Raw genomic sequence first — 17,824 nt, 5'->3', positions numbered from 1 at the left:
AGCGGCGGCCGCCGGTCGGCCATGCCCGGTACCGATTCGGCGGGCGATCCGGGACCGGGCGGTCATTGGAACCGGGTGACGCAACCTGAGGTATAGAAACAAGACAAATATCGATCAGGTCAATAAAGGCGGTGAGTTTGTCTGCGTTTCGCCGGTTCGGCACAGCGTGTACCGCAGAAAAACGCAATATCGATTGAGTTGCAACGAGAAATACGATGCAATCTGGAGGTCGGCCGTCCCGCGGCGGCCTCTGCCAGGAGCATCGTTCCCGTGGCCGCACCGACGGTCCGTCGCCGATCCCGCCGCCGGGCCCTGAGGACTCTCCTGATCGTCGCCCCCGTCCTCGGCGGGGCGGCCTCGGCCCGGGCCGGGGAGTATCCCCTGTCGACGGTGATCTTCGGGAGCCTCGAGGCCGGGCCGTCGGGATTCGTCACGGTCGGCGCCAAGGTCGCCGCGGACCGGATCGACCGCGACGGGTTCGTGGCCCTCGCCAGCCTCGGGACCGGGCGCCGAGGCGAGCGCGGACCCTCTCTCGCCGGGGCTCGGCCGACCATCCTGACGCGCTGGACGATGCTGGGAGCGGCCCTCGCCGGGTATCAATGGGGCGCCGACTGGGGCGTCGTCGCACTCTTCGCCGGACCGGAGGGGTCGATCGAGAGCCTGTCGGGTCCGGGAGGAGCCGCGTTCCTGCCGGCCCGGCCGGGCCTGCGCATCCACGGCGAGGTCTGGGCCCGTCCGAGCGAGGACACCCTGCTCACCGCCACGCTGATCCTCGGCTCGGCCCGCGGCCATGCCTGGGGCCGGCTGTCGTACGGGTGGCGCGCCTGGGGCGCCTCCGTCGGGCCGGAGGCGGCGCTCTACGTCGACGAGACCGGCTACCGCAAGACCAGCCTCGGCCTCCACGCCACCGATCTCGAAGTCGGCGATCTGCGTTGCCGCGTCTCGGCCGGCGTCCTCATGGAGAGCGGGCGGGCGAGCGCCGGCCCCTACGTGTCGCTGACCCTTTGGAGGCCGTTGTGAGGTCTCCCGGGGGCGGCCGGCTCTCGAGGCCGTCGAGGAACCTCTGCGCATCGGCCACGATCTCGGCCCGGCGCGTCTCGTCCATCCGGGCGAGGTTGCGATAGGGCATCCCCATGCGCGGATTGGGTTCGAGGCGCTCCGCGTTCTCGATCAGGAAGTTCCAGTAGAGATAGTTGAACGGGCAGGCCTCGGGCCCGGCCTTGGCGGATACGTCGTAGGTGCAGGTGCCGCAGTAGTCGGACATCCGGTTGATGTAGGCGCCCGACGCCGCATAGGGTTTCGAGCCCATGACGCCGCCGTCGGCCCAGAGCGCCATGCCGTGGACGTTGGGCAGTTCCACCCATTCGTAGGCGTCGGCATAGACGACGAGGTACCATTCCTCGACCTGGGCGGGCGCGATCCCGGCCAGGAGCGCGAAGTTGCCCGTCACCATCAGGCGCTGGATGTGGTGGGCGTAGGCGTGGGCCCTGGTCTCGCCGATGCATTGGGCGAGGCAGTTCATCCGTGTCTCGCCGGACCAGTAGAACCACGGCAGGTCGCGCTTGGCGGCCAAGGCGTTCGTGGCCGCGTACTCGGGCATCCGCGCCCAGTAGAGACCGCGCACGTACTCGCGCCACCCGAGGATCTGGCGGATGAAGCCCTCGACGCAGTTGAGGGGCGCCGCACCCTCCTTGTAGGCGCGTTCGGCCGCGAGGCAGACCTCCTCCGCCGTGAGCAGGCCGGCGTTGAGGGCCGGCGAGATCAGCGAGTGGGCGAGGAACGGCGCGCCGGTCTTCATGGCGTCCTGGTAGTCGCCGAAGGTCGGCAGGCAGTCGGCGATGAAATGCGCCAGCGCGCTCAAGGCGTCCTGCCGCGTCACCGGCCAGCCGAACCCGTCGAGGTCGCCGAAATGCTCGGCGAAGCGGGCCTCGACCAGCGCCAGGACCTCGCGGGTGACGGCATCGGGGGCAAAGCGCGGGCGCTCCGGCGGGCGGTGGCCCTTGGGCAGGCGCTTGCGGTTGTCGTGGTCGAAGTTCCACTGCCCGCCCGCCGGCTCGCCGTTCTCCATCAGGAGGCCGGTGCGCTTGCGCATGCCGCGATAGAACGTCTCCATCCGCAGGCTGCGGCGGTCGCCGGCCCACTCGGCGAACTCGGCGCGCGGACACAGGAAGCAGTTGTCGGGACGGATCTCCACCGGCACGGCGAGGTCCTCGCGCCAGGCCTCCATCATCGACAGCACCCGCCACTCGCCGGGCTCGGTGACCACCACGCGGTCGCAGGCATGGCGTGCGAGCGCCCGCTCCAGCTCGCCGGTGAAGGAGCCGGTGTTGCCGGGGTCGTCGAGGCGGACGTAGTCGACCCTCAGCCCCTCGGCCTCGAGCTCGGCCGCGAAATGGCGCATGGCCGAGAACAGGAAGGCGATCTTCTGCTTGTGGTGGCGGACGTAGGTCGCCTCCGCCATCACCTCGACGATGAGGACGACGTCGTGGTCGGGGTCGCAATCGGTCAGGGTCGACACCCGGCGATGGAGCTGGTCGCCGAGGACGAAGCGCAGGGTCCCCAAGGGCTCAGCCCTTGGTGCGCAGGGTGGAGCGGCCGCCGTCGGCCCCGATCACCTGCCCGGTGATCCAACCGGCCTCCTCCGAGACCAGGAAGGCGGCCAGCGCGCCGACGTCCTCGGGCGTTCCCAGGCGCTGGAGCGCGTGCATCGCGGCGATGCCCGAGGCGAGGGTCTCGTTGGCGGTGATGGCCGTGGCCAGCGGCGTGCGCGTCAGCGACGGCGCCACCACGTTGATGCGCACCTGCGGCGCGAGCTCGGCGGCCAGCGACAGGGCCAGCCCCTCGACCGCGCCCTTGGCCATCGCCACCGAGGCGTGCGCCGTGAAGCCCTGCGAGACCGCCACGGTGGAGAACAGGACGACGCCGGCCCCCGCCGCGCCGGCGCCGGCCTTGAGGGCGGGTGCCGCGGCCTGGACCGCCAGGAAGGCGCCCAGCGCGTTGATGCGGAAGTCGGTCTCCGCGTCCTGCGCCGTCAGCCGTGCCAGCGGGCGCAGGGTGATGGTGCCCACCGCATAGACGAGGCCGCCGAATTCGCCGCCCGCCTCCTCGGTCACCCGCGAAAAGAACGCCGGATCGGTGACGTCGCCGGCCGTGACGGTGGTGTCCCCGAGTGCCTCGGCGAGCTCGGCGAGGCGGGCCGCATCGCGGGACGCGAGGTGGAGCGGAACGCCGCGGGCGCGCAGGGCCCGCGCGGTGGCGGCGCCGATGCCTCCGGTGCCCCCGTAGATCACCACTCGCTTCATGCCCGCTCCCATTCCCGTCCAGACAGGCTAGGTAAGGCGCAAGCGTCCGCTGGGGACCCCACCCCGCGCCGCGACACCCGGTTGCGGCGTCGCAGGCGACGGCCACCCTCCATCGACCGATCGAGACACCTCATGAAGTTCGCCTTCGCCGGCATCGATTTCCTCGGGGGCGTGTTCGATGCGCTGATCGAGACGGGCTGGACACCGATCAAGCTGTTCACCCGGCCCTGCGACGGGCTCTACGACCACAACGAGGCGGTGGTGGCCCAGGCCCGGCGCCACCGCGTGCCGATGCAGCTCTCCCGCCTCAAGGTCGCCGATCTGGACGCCCTGGCCCAGGTCCACGGGCGGGACTGGGCCCTGGTGGTGGCCGGCTATCCCTGGCTGGTGACCGGCTGGCAGGGGCGGGCGGCCTACGCCCTGAACGTCCACCCGTCGCCGCTGCCGGTCGGGCGCGGACCCTATCCCCTGTTCCGCGCCATCGCGGACGGCCACGAGCGCTGGGGGGTGACCGCCCATGTCCTCGGCGAGGCCGGCTTCGACACCGGCGACATCCTGGCCCGCGACCACTTCCCGCTCACGCCGGCCGACACCCACGAGACCCTGCTGGCCAAATGCCAGATGGCGGCGCGGCGGATCGCGCTCGGGCCGGTCGCCCGGGAGCTGCCCGCCCGCTGGCGGGCGGCCGAGCCGCAGGGGGAGGGCTCCTATTGGGCGCGGGTGACGGATGCCGACCGCACCCTCGACTTCCGGGCGGGGGTCGACGCGGTCCTGCGCCGGGTCCGGGCCTTCGGCACCATCGAGACCATCGCCCGCCTCGGCGACGGCCGCGTCTACGTCGCGCAGGCCGAGGGCTGGCACGAGGCGCATCGCCATACGCCCGGCACCATCGTCAACCGCTACCGCCGGCAGGTGGTGGTGGCCGCCAGGGACGGCTACGTCCAGATCCTGCGCTGGAGCCCGGTGGCGGCGAGCGACGTCGGCCAGATCGGTCGGTGAGCGGACAATAAAAAAAGCAAGGCGAATGCCTTGCTTTTTAAGACGGTGCTCTCGTTTCAGCCTTGAATTATCTCACGCCTTGCTGGCGCGGCGGCTGACTGTTCCTCCCGAGACTCGGACCGCGCATTGCCTCTGGACAGCAACGCGACCATCGCGGCGCCGCTTATAGGAACAAGAATTCGTATTGTCACGCGGGCAGAGAAGGTTCCTTGCGTTTTTCTGCAACGGACGCGACAAACTGTCATGCCCGGTCGCCGGCATCGGTCGCGGACGGGGGAGGGCCCCGGCATCGGCGCCGAGCCGGCCGCAAACCGAAACCGTTGCCCGTCTACGCTTGTGTTTTTCCAGGGCAATGTGTTGTGTGCGCCGGCGTGCGCCCTCCGGGCCGTCGCGAGCTTTTCTCGTCAAGGCCGTCCATGCGTCTGTCCCGCTACTTCCTGCCGACCTTGCGCGAGACGCCCAAGGAAGCGGAGATCGTCTCCCACCGCCTGATGCTGCGCGCCGGGCTGATCCGCCAGGAAGCCGCCGGCATCTACGCCTGGTTGCCGCTGGGCCTGCGCGTCCTCAACAAGGTCTGCGACGTGGTGCGGGCCGAGCAGGACCGCGCCGGGGCGATCGAACTCCTGATGCCCACCGTGCAATCGGCCGAGCTGTGGAAGGAGTCCGGCCGCTACGACGCCTACGGCAAGGAAATGCTGCGCATCAAGGACCGGCACGACCGCGAGATGCTCTACGGCCCCACCGCCGAGGAGGTCGTCACCGAGATCTTCCGCGGCAGCGTGCGCTCCTACAAGGACCTGCCCAAGAACCTCTACCAGATCTCGTGGAAGTTCCGCGACGAGGTCCGCCCGCGCTTCGGCACCATGCGCTCGCGCGAGTTCCTGATGAAGGACGCCTATTCCTTCGACATCGACCAGGCGGCGGCACGCCACGCCTACAACCGCATGTTCGTCGCCTACCTGCGCACCTTCGCCGGGCTCGGCCTCAAGGCGATCCCGATGCGGGCCGACACCGGCCCCATCGGCGGCGACCTCAGCCACGAGTTCATCATCCTCGCCCAGACCGGCGAGAGCGAGGTGTTCTGCGACCGCGACTACCTCGCCTTCGACATCCCTCCCGCCACCACCGACTTCGAGGACGTGGCCGGCCTGCAGGGGACCGTCGACCGCTGGACCTCTCTCTACGCGGCCACCAGCGAGATGCACGAGCCGGCGGCCTTCGCCGAGGTCGCCGACGAGCGCCGGATGGCGGCCCGCGGCATCGAAGTCGGCCACATCTTCTATTTCGGCACCAAGTACTCCGAGGCGATGGGCGCCAAGGTGACGGGGCCTGACGGCGTCGACCGGCCGGTCCACATGGGCTCCTACGGCATCGGCCCGAGCCGTCTGGTGGCGGCGATCATCGAGGCCTCGCACGACGAGGCCGGTATCGTCTGGCCGGACGCGGTGGCGCCCTTCGACGTGGCGCTCATCAACCTCAAGACCGGCGACGGGGCCACCGACGCCGCCTGCACCGAGATTCAGGCGATGCTGGAGGCCGGCGGCCTCAGCGTCCTCTACGACGACCGCGACGAGCGCCCGGGCGCCAAGTTCGCCACCGCCGACCTGATCGGCCTGCCCTGGCAGGTCATCGTCGGCCCGCGCGGGCTCGCGGAGGGCAAGGTCGAGGTCAAGCGCCGCGCCGGCGGCGAGCGCGAGACCCTGGCCCCGATCGACCTGCTCGCTCGCCTGAAGCGGGTCTGATGCGAGCGCAGGATCAGGACGCGACGCGCGAAGGCGGGGAGCGGCTCGCCGCGTTCCCGATGACCTCGGGAACGCGCACGTCGCGGCTTTCGCGGCGTTCGACCGGGACGACGGGACCGGCATGAGCGCGCTCGCCAAGGTCACGGCCCGCCTCAAGGACCTGCCGTCCCGTTTCAAGCGGGGCGACACGCCCCCCTTCGCCGGGTTCGAGTGGATCCTCGCCGGGCGCTACCTGCGGGCGCGCCGCCGCGGCGGCGGCGTCTCGGTGGTGGCGTTCTTCTCGGTGCTCGGCATCACCCTCGGGGTCGCCACCCTCATCATCGTGCTCTCGGTGATGAACGGGTTCCGCAGCGAGCTCCTGTCCAAGATCGTCGGCATCAACGGCCACGTCTTCGTCACGCCGGTGGACACCGCCTTCACCGATTACGCCGATCTCGCCGACCGCCTGTCCAAGGTGGCCGGCGTGCGCTCGGCGATTCCCCTCGTCGAGGGCCAGGCCTTCGCCTCCTCGCCCTATGGCGGCAGCGGCGTGCTGGTGCGCGGCATCCGCGCCGAGGACATCGACAAGATCGGCGCCATCGCCAAGAACCTGCGCGCCGGAACGCTCGCCGGCTTCGACGACGGCACCGGCGTCGCGGTCGGCCGCCGCCTCGCGGAGGCGCTGGGCCTGCAGGCCGGCGACAACATCACCCTCTCGACCCCGAAGGGCGCCACCACCCCCTTCGGCACGGCCCCGCGCACCAAGGCCTACACGATCAAGGCGGTGTTCGAGATCGGCATGACCGAGTTCGACGCCACCTTCGTCTTCATGCCGCTGGCCGAGGCCCAGGCCTACTTCAACCGCGAGGGCGACGTCAGCCTCATCGAGGTCTACGTCGACAACGCCGACGCGGTCGGCGCCCTGCGCTCCGACCTGGAGATGGCCGCCGAGCGGCCGGTGGTGCTCACCGACTGGCGCCAGCGCAACCGCACCTTCTTCGGGGCGCTGGAGGTGGAGCGCAACGTGATGTTCCTCATCCTCAGCCTGATCGTGGTGGTGGCGACCCTCAACATCGTCTCCGGGCTGATCCTGCTCGTGCGCGACAAGTCGAGCGACATCGCGATCCTGCGCACCATGGGCGCCACGCCGGGCACGGTGATGCGGGTGTTCCTCATCAACGGCGCGCTCATCGGCGTGGTCGGCACGCTGGGCGGGCTGGCGCTGGGCACGCTCATCACCCTCAACATCAAGCCGATCCAGCGGGTGCTGTTTCCCACCGCCTGGGACCCGACGGTGCGCTTCCTCGCCGAGATCCCGGCGGAGATGAACGCCAACGAGATCACCGTCGTGGTGGTCACCTCGATCGCCCTGTCGCTGATCGCGACGCTCTATCCCTCGTGGCGCGCCGCCCGGCTCGATCCGGTGCAGGCCCTGCGCTACGGCTGAGCAGGGTCCGCAAAAGTGCCCCGCGGTTTTGCGATCAGAACCTGCGCCAAACCAAAAACTTGAGCGGGCGAGGTGTCGGTTTGCCGACGCCTTGCCCGCCGAGTGGACGAGAGGACACTTCCCATGCCCCCATCAGCCGAGGCGGCCGGCGACCAGCCGGTCCCGGCCCTGTTCTTTTCGCAGGTCGTGCGTCGCTACAGCCAGGGCCATGGCGCCCTGGAGATCCTGCGCGGCGCCGACCTGGCGATCTGGCCGGGAGAACTCGTCGCCCTGGTGGCGCCCTCGGGCGCCGGAAAGTCGACACTGCTGCACATCGCCGGGTTGCTGGAGCGGCCCGACGGGGGCGAGGTCTACATCGGCGGCACCCCCACCGCGACGCTCGCCGATTCCGAGCGCACGCGCCTGCGCCGCGAGCAGATGGGCTTCGTCTACCAGTTCCATCACCTGCTGCCGGAGTTCTCGGCGCTGGAGAACGTGGTGATGCCCCAGCTCATCCGCGGCCTGAGCGGCAAGGACGCCAAGGCCCGCGCCACCGAGCTCCTGAGCTTCCTCGGCCTCAAGGACCGCCTGATCCACCGCCCGGCCGAACTCTCGGGCGGCGAGCAGCAGCGCGTCGCCATCGCCCGCGCCGTGGCCAACGGGCCGCGCCTGCTGCTGGCCGACGAGCCCACCGGCAACCTCGACCCGCACACCGCCGCCCACGTGTTCGGCATCCTGCTCTCGCTGGTGCGGGCCTCGGGCCTCGCCGCTTTGGTCGCCACCCACAACCTCGATCTCGCCGCCCGCATGGACCGGCGCGTCACCATCCGCGACGGTCTCATCGAGCAACTGGCCTGAGGGGCGGTGTCCGGCCGGTCGATTTGACCGGCGATCCGTCAAACCCTATCTGCGGCAGGGACGCGACGGCGGACGGCGACGGCCCGCGATCCCGCGGTTCGACCCCTTTTTTCCAGTCCGGTTACGTCATGGCCATTCGTCCCCTCGTCATCCTGCCGGATTCGCGCCTGCGTCTGGTCTCCGAGCCCGTGGGCGCCGTCACCCCCGAGGTCCGCGCCCTCGTCGCCGACATGCTGGAGACGATGTACGACGCCCCCGGCGTCGGGCTGGCCGCCATCCAGATCGGCGTGGCCAAGCGCATCGTCACCATCGACACCTCGAAGGACGAGAACGCCCGCGAGCCGCAGGTCTTCCTCGACCCGACGGTGGTGTGGTCGTCCGAGGAGAGGCGGATCTACGACGAGGGCTGCCTGTCGATCCCCGAGTTCTACGGCGAGGTCGAGCGGCCGGACCGGGTCCGCGTGGCCTTCCGTGACCTCGACGGCGCGACGCGCGAGATCGAGGCCGACGGGCTGCTCGCCACCTGCATCCAGCACGAGATCGACCACCTCAACGGGGTGCTGTTCATCGACCACCTGTCGAAGCTCAAGCGCGACCGTGTCACCAAGAAGTTCGCCAAGGCGGCCAAGCGCGGCGAGGCCGCCTGAGCGTGCCGCGACCGCCCGAGGGGAAACGCGCGTGAGACTGGTCTTCATGGGCACCCCCGCCTTCGCCGCGGCGACCCTCGAACGGCTGGCGGCCGACGGCCACTCGGTCGCCGCCGTCTACACCCGCGCGCCGGCCAAGGCCGGGCGCGGCATGGCCCTCACCCCATCGCCGGTGCATGCGCTGGCCGACCGCCTCGGATTGCCGGTGCTGACCCCGTCGAGCCTGCGCGGCGAGGAGGCGGCCGAGACCTTCCGCGCCCACGACGCCGACGTGGGTGTGGTGGTGGCCTACGGCATCATCCTGCCGCAGGCGATCCTCGACGCTCCCCGCCACGGCTGCCTCAACCTGCATGCCTCCCTGCTGCCCCGCTGGCGCGGGGCCGCCCCGATCCAGCGGGCCATCATGGCGGGCGATGTCGAGAGCGGCGTCGGCGTGATGCGGATGGAGGCGGGCCTCGACACCGGCCCCGTGGCGATGGAGCACCGCATCCCCATCGCTCCGGGCACGACGGCCGGCGCCCTGCACGACGCCCTGATGCCGGCGGGCGCCGATCTGATGGCCCGCGCGCTCGCGGTCCTGGCCCGGGACGGCCTCGCCCTGACACCACAGGCCGAGGACGGGGTCGTCTACGCCCGCAAGATCACCAATGCGGAGAGCCGCATCCGGTGGGACCTGCCGGCCGAGGAGGTCGCCCATCACATCAACGGGCTGTCGCCCGCCCCCGGCGCGTTCTTCGAAGCCGACCTCGGCAAGGGCCCGGAGCGGGTGAAGGTGCTGCGCGCCAGGGTCGCGCCGCGGGCGGGGGCGCCGGGGACCCTGCTCGACGAGGCCTGCACCATCGCCTGCGGCGAGGGTGCCGTCGAGCTGCTGGAACTGCGCCGCGCCGGCAAGGGCGGCGTGTCCACCGGGCCCGAGTTCGTCGGCGGCGCCCGGCTGGCGCCCGGATTCCGGCTGCCGTGACCCGACACCCGGCCGTTCCCGCGGCGTTTCGCTGATGCCCCGCTACAAGCTCGTGATCGAATACGACGGCGCCCCGTTCTGCGGCTGGCAGCGCCAGGCCGAGGACCTCACCGTCCAGGGCACGATCGAGGCGGCGGTGACGCGGTTCTCGGGGGAGGCGTCACGCCTCACCTGCGCCGGGCGCACCGATGCCGGCGTCCATGCCATCCATCAGGTCGCCCACCTCGACCTGACGAAGGCCTGGCGCACCGACACCGTGCGCGACGCCCTCAACGCCCACCTGCGGCCGCATCCCGTCGCGGTGGTGAGTGCGCAGGTCGTGCCCGAGAGCTTCGACGCCCGCCATTCGGCGATCCGCCGGCACTACCGCTACCGCATCCTCAATCGGCGCAGCCCGGCGGCCCTCACCCGCGCCCACGTCTGGCACGTGCCCTGGAAACTCGATGCCGGCCTGATGCACGAGGCCGCGCAGACGCTCCTGGGCCGCCACGACTTCACCGCCTTTCGCGCCGCCGAATGCCAGGCCAAGAGCCCGGTGCGCACCCTCGAACGCCTCGACGTGGCGGTGACGACGATGGGCCTGTTCGAGGAGATCGTCATCACCACCGCGGCCCGCTCGTTCCTGCACCACCAGGTCCGCGCCATGACCGGCACCCTGATGATGGCCGGCTGCGGCCGGTTCAGCCCGGCCGACGTGGCGGCCATCCTGGCCGGCCGCGACCGCAGCCGATGCGGGCCGATGGCCCCGGCCCAGGGGCTGACGTTCGTGGGGGTGGATTACGACGAGGACGCCGCACCGAAATAGGCGGTCAGAACCCGGCCGTAGATCGCCGTCAGCCTCTCCAGATCCGCCACCGCGACGCATTCGTCGGTGCGGTGCATGGTCTCGCCGACGAGGCCGAACTCGATCACCGGGCAGGCGTCCTTGATGAAGCGGGCGTCCGAGGTGCCGCCGGTGGTGGAGAGCGCCGGCACGAGGCCGGTCTCGGCCTCGATGGCGGCGCAGACCAGTGTCGTGAAGGCATCGGGCGTCGTCAGGAACGCCGGTGAGTTCGACGGCAGCAGGTCGAGGGTGAAGCGCACCTCGCTCCCCGCCGCCGCGTCGAGCCGATGGCGGATCTCGGCACCCAGGGTCTGCGCGGTCCAGAGGTCGTTGAAGCGCACGTTGAAGGTCGCGCGGGCCTCGGCCGGGATCACGTTGGTGGCCGGGTTGCCGACGTCGAGCGTCGTCCATGCGAGGTTCGAGGCATCGAAATGCGCGGTGCCGCCGTCGAGGGGCGCTGCCAGCAGCGCCGAGGCGAGGCGCAACAGGCCGGGGATCGGGTTCTCCGCCTTGTGCGGATAGGCGACGTGGCCCTGGCGGCCGTGCACCGTAAGGTGGCCGGTGAGCGAGCCGCGCCGCCCGATCTTGATCATCTCGCCCAGCCGGCCCGGGTTGGTCGGCTCGCCGAGCAGGCAATGGTCGAACCGCTCGCCGCGCGCCCGCGCCCAATCGAGGAGTTTGACGGTCCCGTTCACCGCCGGCCCCTCCTCGTCTCCGGTGATGAGGAAGCCGATGGAGCCGGTGAAGGCCTCGCCCTGGGCGGCGAGGTGGGCGAGGGCGGCGGCCACCATGCAGGCGATGCCGCCCTTCATGTCGACGGCGCCGCGCCCGTAGAGCAGCCCGTCCTCGACCACGCCCGCGAACGGCCCGTGGCGCCAGGCCGCGACGTCGCCGGTCGGGACCACGTCGGTATGGCCGGCAAACAGCAGGTACGGGCGGCCGCTGCCGAAGCGGGCGTAGAGGTTCTCGATGTCCGGCGTGCCCGGCTCGGAGAACACCGGACGTTCCACGTGAAAACCCGCCGCACCCAGGACCGTCGCGAGATGGCCGAGGGCGCCGCCCTCCGCAGGCGTCACGGACGGGCAGTGGATCAGGGCCTGGGCGAGGGCGAGGGGAGAGGGGGCGATGATCGGGTCAAGCACGGGAAACGGCCCTTCGAGTGGTGCCCCGGGCATAGCGTGACCCGGGTATCCGGCAAACCCATGTCTTCCGGCGACGCCCGCCAGCGTTTAAGCGGGCATCCATGGCTCTCTCCGGCGACGAAATCGAACGCTATGCCCGCCACCTCGTCCTGCGCGAGGTCGGTGGGCCGGGCCAGGGGCGGCTCAAGGCGGCCCGCGTGCTCGTGGTCGGCGCGGGCGGGCTCGGGGCGCCGCTGATCCAGTATCTCGCCGCGGCCGGAGTCGGCACCATCGGCATCGTCGACGACGACACCGTCTCGCTGTCCAACCTGCAGCGGCAGGTGATCCACGGCACCCCCGATCTCGGGCGCCCGAAGGTGGAGAGCGCGGCCGACGCCGTCGCCCGGCTCAACCCGCATGTGGTCGTGGAGGCGCATCCGATCCGCCTGAGCGAGGAGACCGCCGCCGATCTCATCGCCCGCTACGACGTCGTCGCCGACGGCTCGGACAATTTCGCCACGCGCTACGCCGTCTCCGACGCCTGTTTCCATGCCCGGCGCCCCCTGGTGACGGCGGCGCTGGGCCGGTTCGACGGAACCCTGACCACGATCCGCGCCCACGAGACCGGTCCTGACGGACGGCCGAACCCGACCTATCGCTGCCTGTTCCCGAACCCGCCGCCGCCCGGCAGCGTCCTGCCCTGCGCCGAGGCCGGCGTGCTCGGGGCGCTCGCCGGGGTGATGGGTTCGCTGATGGCGATGGAGGTGATCCGCGCGGTGACCGGGTTCGGCGAGTCCCTGGTCGGTCGCCTGCTGATGGTCGATGCCGCCGCGATGCGGTTCGAGACCCTGAGCTACGCTTGGGACGAGGCGAACCCGCTCTCCGGCACGGGCCCGTGACGGGTCCCGATCCCACCCTCGCGCGGCTCGCGGCCCTGCGCCGGGGCGACCTCGCCGGCACCCGCGAACTGCGGCTGCCGGGCGTGGCGGAATTCCCCCGCGAGATCCTTGGGCTCGCCGAGACCCTCGAGATCCTGGATCTCGGCAACGGTCCCCTCGACCGGCTGCCCGACGATCTCGGCCGCCTGACGCGGTTGCGCGTGCTGTTCTGCTCGGGCACCCGTTTTTCACGATTGCCGCCGGTGCTCGGGGATTGTCCGGCGCTGAGCCAGGTCGGCTTTCGCGGCACGGGCCTGCGCGAGGTGCCGGGCGAGGCCCTGCCGCCGCTGCTGCGCTGGCTGACCCTCACCGACAACCGGATCGAGACGCTCCCCGCCGCCATCGGGCAGCGGCCGCTCCTGCAGAAGCTGATGCTCGCCGGCAACCGCCTGTCGGCCCTGCCGGACACATTGGCCGAAGCCTCCGCCCTCGAACTGCTGCGCCTGTCGGCCAACCGCTTCGATCGGCTACCCACCTGGATCGACGCCCTGCCACGGCTTGCCTGGCTCTCGTTTGCCGGCAATTCATTCGATGTCGGGTCGATGCCCGGCCTCGTCCGCGACGTGCCCTGGGACGAGCTCGATGTCGGCGAGCGCCTCGGCGAAGGCGCCTCGGGATGGATCCACCGCGCCGATTGGCGCGAGGACGGGACAGGGCCGGCGACCGCGGTGGCGCTCAAGCTGTTCAAGGGAGCCATGACCAGCGACGGTCTGCCCGAGCGCGAGATGGCGGCCTCCCTCCAGGCTGGCACGCATCCCAACCTCACCGGCGCGCTCGGTCGGACGTGCGATCGCGCGGAGGGACGCCACGGCCTGCTGATGCCTCTTTTGCCGGCTCACTGGCGAGTCCTGGCCGGACCGCCGAGCCTGGAGAGCTGCAGTCGCGACGTCTACGACCCGGCCCTTCGCCTCGAACCCGACGTCGCCGTCGCGATCGCCGCCGGCGTCGCCGCGGGGGCGGCGCATCTCCATGCCCGGGGCCTCGTGCACGGGGATCTCTACGCCCACAACGTCCTGTGGGACGGCGCTGCCGGCCGGGCGGTGCTCGGCGATTTCGGGGCGGCCGGCCTGCTACCGTCGGATGCCGGAGACCATCCGTGGACGGCCTTCGACGTGAGGGCCTACGGCCTGCTGCTCGGCGAGCTGCTCGACCGTTGTGCGGGCGATCCACCGGGCCTTCGCGACCTGGAGCGGGCCTGCACCCAGCCCGATCCGGCGGCCCGCCCGCCGATGGACGCGGTCGCGGCGGCCCTGGCGGGTGCCCGAGCCTGACGCGAGGCTAGGCCGGCGTGGCGCCCAGACAGCATTTCTTGAACTTCTTGCCGCTGCCGCAGGGGCAGGGATCGTTGCGGCCGACGTCCTTCAGCGGGTTGCGCAGGGGCTGGCCGGCATCCTCGGCCGTCCAGGCGAGCTCGGCGATGGGATCGTCGAGGGGGCCGTAGCGGCGCGGGTCGAAGCGGCTCGGGTCGTCGGGTTTGGCCAGTGCCTGGCGCAGGGTCGTCCTGAACCACGGCAGGTCGCTGATCTCGTCGGTGATGCGGCCGTCCTTGCGTGCGGCCTCGACGCGGGGCGCGAGGTCGGCAAAGCCGAGCAGGGCGATCGCCTCCTCCCACCCCGTCCAGCCGATCTCGGCCTCCACCGAGACCCGCTTGTCGTCGAACCGCACCAGCAGGTCGTGGGTCTGCGCGCGGTCGATCCGGCCCGCGTGGGTGAGAAAGACCAGGGCCGTGAGGAGCTCGTAGCGCACGAACTCGTCGGTGGTGCTGTCCAGAATCAGGCGGTGCATCGGGGCGACGTCGCCGTCGAAGACGCTCACCACCACCTTGGCGAGCGTCGTGGTGAGGGCATCGCCGAGGATGGCTTCCAGGCTGTCGCCGTCCTGGCGCAGCAGGCGCATCAGCGGGGCGTAGGCCCGGCTGTCGCGGGCGGCGGCGAGCACGTGGACGCCCCAGAACAGGAGGTTCACGTCCTCCTCGATCAGCTCCGCCTCCGAGGCGGCCGCATCGAGGACGGCGAGTACCGGTTCGGCGATGCTCGCGGGCGCCTTCAGGGCCCGGCGCAGGGCGCCCGCCGGCAGGTGGTTTTCCGCCGACAGGTCGGCGACGAGGATCGGATCGACCATGCTCACCTCGCCTGTCACGACCGGAGCGTCGCGCCGGTCTTGCGGGCGACCTCCGCCACGATGCGGCCACTCACCGCCTCGATCTCGGCATCGGTCAGCGTCCGCTCCGAGGGCTGCAAGCGCACCGCGATGGCGACGGACTTGGCGCCCTCCGGAATGCCGACGCCCTCGTAGAGGTCGAACACGTCGATCCCGGTGATGAGCTTGCGCTCGGCCCCCTGCGCCGCCTTGACGATGTCGCCGGCCGCCACGTCGCGGCCCACCACGAAGGCGAAGTCGCGCGAGATCGGCTGGAAGTCGGACAGGGCCAGGGCCGGCTTGACCTTGGTCGGACGATACTTCGGCAGCGGCACCGCATCGAGCACGATCTCGAAGGCCACCACCTGCCCCTTGAGGTCGAGGGCCTTCATGGCGCGCGGATGCAGCTCGCCGAAATGCCCGACCACGATCTTGGGCCCGAACTGCAGCGTGCCGCAGCGGCCGGGATGAAGCCAGGACGGGCCGCCGGCCACCACCTGCAGGCCGCCCACCGGCACGCCGAGGCTGGCCAGCAGCGCCATGGCGTCGGCCTTGGCGTCAAAGGCGTCGACGGCCTTTGCGGCCCCGTCCCAATGGCGGCCGGCGCCCGCGTGCCCGGCGGTGCCGCGTCGTAGCGCCGCCGCCCGCATCGTCTGTCCCTCGGGCTGGTCGCTGGCGAAGCATTGGCCGACCTCGAACAGGGCGACGTCGCCGTTGCCGCGGTCGGCGTTGCGCTGGGCGGCGCGGGCGAGGCCCGGCACCAGGCTCGGGCGCATGTCCGAGAGATCGGCCGCGATCGGGTTGGCCAGGGCCAGATCGGCCCCGCCGCCGCCGAACAGCACCGCGTCGTCGTGGCCGATGAAGGACCACGTCACCGCCTCCACGAGGCCGCGGCCCGCCAGGGCCCGCTTGGCGTGGCGGGTGCGCCGCTGCAGCACCGTGAGCGCGGGCTTGCCGACGCTGGGCGCGCGCGGCAGGGGCTTGGCCTCGATCTGGTCGAGGCCGGCGATGCGGATGATCTCCTCCACGAGGTCGGCCTTGCCGCCGATGTCCGGGCGCCAGGACGGCGGCAGGACCTTGACGCGGTCGCCGCTGCCGGAGACGTGGAAACCCAGGGTCTCCAGGGTCACCTTCATCTCGGCGCGCGACAGTTCCATCCCCGCCAGGCGCCGGGTCTCGGACCAGGGGAAGTCGATGATCTGGTCGGTCTCGGGCGGCTCGCCGAAGACCAGCGCCTCGCCGGCGGTGCCGCCGCACAGGTCGAGGATCATGCGGGTGGCGAGGTCGAGGCCGGGCAGGGCGAAGGCGGGATCGACCCCGCGCTCGAAGCGGTAGCGCGCGTCGGTGACGATGCCGAGCCGGCGCCCGGTCCGGGCGATGTTGACGGGGTCCCACAGGGCCGCCTCGACGAGCACGTCGACGGTGCCGGCATCGCAGCCGGTGGCCTCGCCGCCGATGATGCCACCGATCGATTCGGGGCCGGCGGCATCGGCGATGATCACCATCTCCGGCTCGAGCCGGTAGGTCTTGCCGTCCAGCGCCTTCAACTCCTCGCCCTCGCGGGCCAGGCGCACCTCGAGTCCGCCCTGGACCTTGGCGGCATCGAAGACGTGCAGCGGCCGGCCGCGGTCGAAGGTGAGGTAGTTGGTGATGTCGACGAGCGCATTGATCGGCCGTAGGCCGATGGCGCGCAGCCGCGCCTGCATCCAATCGGGCGAGGGGCCGTTGGAGACCCCGCGCACCAGGCGCACGGCGAACAGGGGGCAGAGCCCGCGATCCTCGGGGGCGAAGGCGAGCGTGACCGGCACCGTGCAGGCGCCCTCGCCACGCACCGGCTTCGACGGCTCGCGCGTGAGGCTGCCGAGGCCGGTGGCGGCCAGATCGCGCGCGATACCGGAGACCGCGGTGCAATCGGGTCGGTTGGGCGTCAGGTTGATCTCGATGACGGGATCGTCGAGCCCGGCGTAGAGGGCATAGGGCCGGCCCACCGGCGCGTCGTCGGGCAGCTCCATGATGCCGTCGTGGTCGTCGCCGAGCCCTAGTTCCGCGCCCGAGCACAGCATGCCCCGGCTCTCGACGCCGCGGATGGTGCCCACCGCCAGCGTGATGTCCTTGCCCGGCACGTAGGTGCCGGGTGGCGCGAACACCGAGACCAGCCCGGCCCGGGCGTTGGGCGCGCCGCAGACCACCTGCACCGGCGCGTCCTCGCCGGCATCGACGCTGCAGACCCGCAGGCGGTCGGCGTTGGGGTGCTGCTCGGCGGAGAGGATGCGCGCGACCACATAGGGCTTCAAGGCGGCGGCCTTGTCCTCGACGCCCTCCACCTCGAGCCCGATCCGCGTGAGCGTCTGCGCGATCGTGTCGAGGGAAGCCCCGGTGTCGAGGTGATCCTTCAGCCAGGAGAGGGTGAATTTCATTTGCTTCTGTCTTTGAAGATCAGATGGATGGCGAGAACCAGTCTTGTTTCGACCGGGAGGGCGTCGAGCTTGGAAACGATTTCTCTCGCTTGACCGACGAGATCTCGCGCCTGATCGTCCTCGTAGAAGTTGGCCCTGGGAGGGGCGTAGTCGGCTTGCATTCTGGCGCTCTGCAGAGGGACAATCAATTCACCGATCCTGCTGAGCCTGTTGTCCTGCCGCAGCGGGCTCCCGGCCGCCTGGAAGGCGTTCTTCATCGAACCATGATCGAGCGCGCGATAAACGCGTTCGTATTCCGCGGTGTCCCGGCTACCCTCCGGCAGAAGCGCATCGGCAGATGCCTTCATCAGAGCATGAAAGGCAGCGTAGTAGGCGGTGCTGACCGCCCGTCGTTTGACCCCGGAACTACGCGGATGCTGGTCGATCAGTGCATCGGCCAGATCCAGGAGGCGTTCAACATAGGTGCCCATTG

16 protein-coding genes are annotated in these 17,824 nt (G+C 71.1%); 10 read left to right on the top strand and 6 right to left on the bottom strand.

Annotated elements, in window-relative coordinates; all coding sequences use genetic code 11:
* Positions 1–270: 270 nt before the first annotated feature.
* Entirely contained in the window at positions 271–1,020 is a 750-nt protein-coding gene (gene bcsS / locus ASG40_RS02080) for a cellulose biosynthesis protein BcsS (protein WP_244480500.1), read from the top strand.
* On the opposite strand, the gene ASG40_RS02075 is transcribed toward bcsS, so the two are convergent.
* Positions 956–2,563: a cryptochrome/photolyase family protein gene (locus ASG40_RS02075; RefSeq protein WP_055879703.1), complete on the bottom strand. Its 1,608-nt coding sequence runs from the start codon at positions 2,561–2,563 to the stop codon at positions 956–958. The two genes, bcsS and ASG40_RS02075, sit on opposite strands and share 65 nt — an antisense overlap.
* 4 nt (positions 2,564–2,567) lie before the next feature.
* Positions 2,568–3,302: an SDR family NAD(P)-dependent oxidoreductase gene (locus ASG40_RS02070; protein WP_055879699.1), complete on the bottom strand. Its 735-nt coding sequence runs from the start codon at positions 3,300–3,302 to the stop codon at positions 2,568–2,570.
* A gap of 132 nt (positions 3,303–3,434) precedes the next feature.
* On the opposite strand from ASG40_RS02070, the gene ASG40_RS02065 reads away from it, so the two are divergent.
* From ASG40_RS02065 to truA, 7 genes are all read left to right on the top strand, one after another.
* Positions 3,435–4,301: a formyltransferase family protein gene (locus ASG40_RS02065; RefSeq protein ID WP_055879696.1), complete on the top strand. Its 867-nt coding sequence runs from the start codon at positions 3,435–3,437 to the stop codon at positions 4,299–4,301.
* 416 nt (positions 4,302–4,717) lie between these two features.
* The gene (gene proS, locus ASG40_RS02060) at positions 4,718–6,043 is read left to right on the top strand and encodes a proline--tRNA ligase (protein WP_055879692.1); all 1,326 of its coding nucleotides are present in this window, start codon (positions 4,718–4,720) and stop codon (positions 6,041–6,043) included.
* A 121-nt stretch (positions 6,044–6,164) separates the two neighbouring features.
* The gene (locus ASG40_RS02055) at positions 6,165–7,469 is read left to right on the top strand and encodes a lipoprotein-releasing ABC transporter permease subunit (RefSeq protein ID WP_082494292.1); all 1,305 of its coding nucleotides are present in this window, start codon (positions 6,165–6,167) and stop codon (positions 7,467–7,469) included.
* A 123-nt stretch (positions 7,470–7,592) separates the two neighbouring features.
* Complete coding sequence (locus tag ASG40_RS02050) at positions 7,593–8,306, top strand: ABC transporter ATP-binding protein (RefSeq protein WP_055879688.1); 714 nt, start codon at positions 7,593–7,595, stop codon at positions 8,304–8,306.
* Between the two features lie 128 nt (positions 8,307–8,434).
* The gene (gene def / locus ASG40_RS02045) at positions 8,435–8,953 is read left to right on the top strand and encodes a peptide deformylase (protein ID WP_055879685.1); all 519 of its coding nucleotides are present in this window, start codon (positions 8,435–8,437) and stop codon (positions 8,951–8,953) included.
* A 46-nt stretch (positions 8,954–8,999) separates the two neighbouring features.
* Positions 9,000–9,914: a methionyl-tRNA formyltransferase gene (fmt, locus tag ASG40_RS02040; RefSeq protein WP_200944197.1), complete on the top strand. Its 915-nt coding sequence runs from the start codon at positions 9,000–9,002 to the stop codon at positions 9,912–9,914.
* A 34-nt stretch (positions 9,915–9,948) separates the two neighbouring features.
* Positions 9,949–10,719, top strand: coding sequence for a tRNA pseudouridine(38-40) synthase TruA (gene truA / locus ASG40_RS02035; RefSeq protein WP_055879679.1), 771 nt, complete (start codon positions 9,949–9,951; stop codon positions 10,717–10,719).
* Here truA and dapE read toward each other — a convergent pair.
* The gene (gene dapE / locus ASG40_RS02030) at positions 10,692–11,912 is read right to left on the bottom strand and encodes a succinyl-diaminopimelate desuccinylase (protein ID WP_055879675.1); all 1,221 of its coding nucleotides are present in this window, start codon (positions 11,910–11,912) and stop codon (positions 10,692–10,694) included. The two genes, truA and dapE, sit on opposite strands and share 28 nt — an antisense overlap.
* Positions 11,913–11,980: 68 nt before the next feature.
* Here dapE and ASG40_RS02025 point away from each other — a divergent pair, with 68 nt between their 5' ends.
* Positions 11,981–12,757, top strand: coding sequence for a HesA/MoeB/ThiF family protein (locus tag ASG40_RS02025; RefSeq protein WP_055879672.1), 777 nt, complete (start codon positions 11,981–11,983; stop codon positions 12,755–12,757).
* Entirely contained in the window at positions 12,754–14,067 is a 1,314-nt protein-coding gene (locus tag ASG40_RS02020) for a leucine-rich repeat-containing protein kinase family protein (RefSeq protein ID WP_055879668.1), read from the top strand. The genes ASG40_RS02025 and ASG40_RS02020 overlap by 4 nt, the downstream gene beginning before the upstream one ends.
* 7 nt (positions 14,068–14,074) lie before the next feature.
* Here the strand turns inward: ASG40_RS02020 and ASG40_RS02015 are convergent, their stop codons facing one another.
* From ASG40_RS02015 to ASG40_RS02005, 3 genes are read right to left on the bottom strand one after another with little or no spacing between them, the layout of a single operon-like run.
* A complete protein-coding gene (locus tag ASG40_RS02015; protein WP_055881113.1) occupies positions 14,075–14,917 on the bottom strand; it encodes a DUF1186 domain-containing protein in 843 nt (280 codons plus the stop codon).
* A gap of 14 nt (positions 14,918–14,931) precedes the next feature.
* A complete protein-coding gene (gene pheT, locus ASG40_RS02010) occupies positions 14,932–17,352 on the bottom strand; it encodes a phenylalanine--tRNA ligase subunit beta (RefSeq protein WP_055879665.1) in 2,421 nt (806 codons plus the stop codon).
* Positions 17,349–17,822, bottom strand: coding sequence for a hypothetical protein (locus ASG40_RS02005; protein WP_055879661.1), 474 nt, complete (start codon positions 17,820–17,822; stop codon positions 17,349–17,351). The genes pheT and ASG40_RS02005 overlap by 4 nt, the downstream gene beginning before the upstream one ends.
* Positions 17,823–17,824: the final 2 nt, after the last annotated feature.

Source organism: Methylobacterium sp. Leaf399 (assembly GCF_001424525.1).
Lineage (GTDB): Bacteria > Pseudomonadota > Alphaproteobacteria > Rhizobiales > Beijerinckiaceae > Methylobacterium.
This window is presented reverse-complemented; position numbering and strand designations above follow the sequence as displayed.

What these genes read in the sequence shown, in the direction of transcription:
- dapE (WP_055879675.1), bottom strand. Translation starts at nt 11,912, where the DNA reads ATGCCCGGGGCACCACTCGAAGGGCCGTTTCCCGTGCTTGACCCGATC.
- fmt (WP_200944197.1), top strand. Translation starts at nt 9,000, where the DNA reads ATGGGCACCCCCGCCTTCGCCGCGGCGACCCTCGAACGGCTGGCGGCC.
- pheT (WP_055879665.1), bottom strand. Translation starts at nt 17,352, where the DNA reads ATGAAATTCACCCTCTCCTGGCTGAAGGATCACCTCGACACCGGGGCT.
- ASG40_RS02025 (WP_055879672.1), top strand. Translation starts at nt 11,981, where the DNA reads ATGGCTCTCTCCGGCGACGAAATCGAACGCTATGCCCGCCACCTCGTC.
- ASG40_RS02050 (WP_055879688.1), top strand. Translation starts at nt 7,593, where the DNA reads ATGCCCCCATCAGCCGAGGCGGCCGGCGACCAGCCGGTCCCGGCCCTG.
- def (WP_055879685.1), top strand. Translation starts at nt 8,435, where the DNA reads ATGGCCATTCGTCCCCTCGTCATCCTGCCGGATTCGCGCCTGCGTCTG.
- ASG40_RS02070 (WP_055879699.1), bottom strand. Translation starts at nt 3,302, where the DNA reads ATGAAGCGAGTGGTGATCTACGGGGGCACCGGAGGCATCGGCGCCGCC.
- proS (WP_055879692.1), top strand. Translation starts at nt 4,718, where the DNA reads ATGCGTCTGTCCCGCTACTTCCTGCCGACCTTGCGCGAGACGCCCAAG.
- ASG40_RS02065 (WP_055879696.1), top strand. Translation starts at nt 3,435, where the DNA reads ATGAAGTTCGCCTTCGCCGGCATCGATTTCCTCGGGGGCGTGTTCGAT.
- ASG40_RS02015 (WP_055881113.1), bottom strand. Translation starts at nt 14,917, where the DNA reads ATGGTCGATCCGATCCTCGTCGCCGACCTGTCGGCGGAAAACCACCTG.
- ASG40_RS02055 (WP_082494292.1), top strand. Translation starts at nt 6,165, where the DNA reads ATGAGCGCGCTCGCCAAGGTCACGGCCCGCCTCAAGGACCTGCCGTCC.
- ASG40_RS02005 (WP_055879661.1), bottom strand. Translation starts at nt 17,822, where the DNA reads ATGGGCACCTATGTTGAACGCCTCCTGGATCTGGCCGATGCACTGATC.
- truA (WP_055879679.1), top strand. Translation starts at nt 9,949, where the DNA reads ATGCCCCGCTACAAGCTCGTGATCGAATACGACGGCGCCCCGTTCTGC.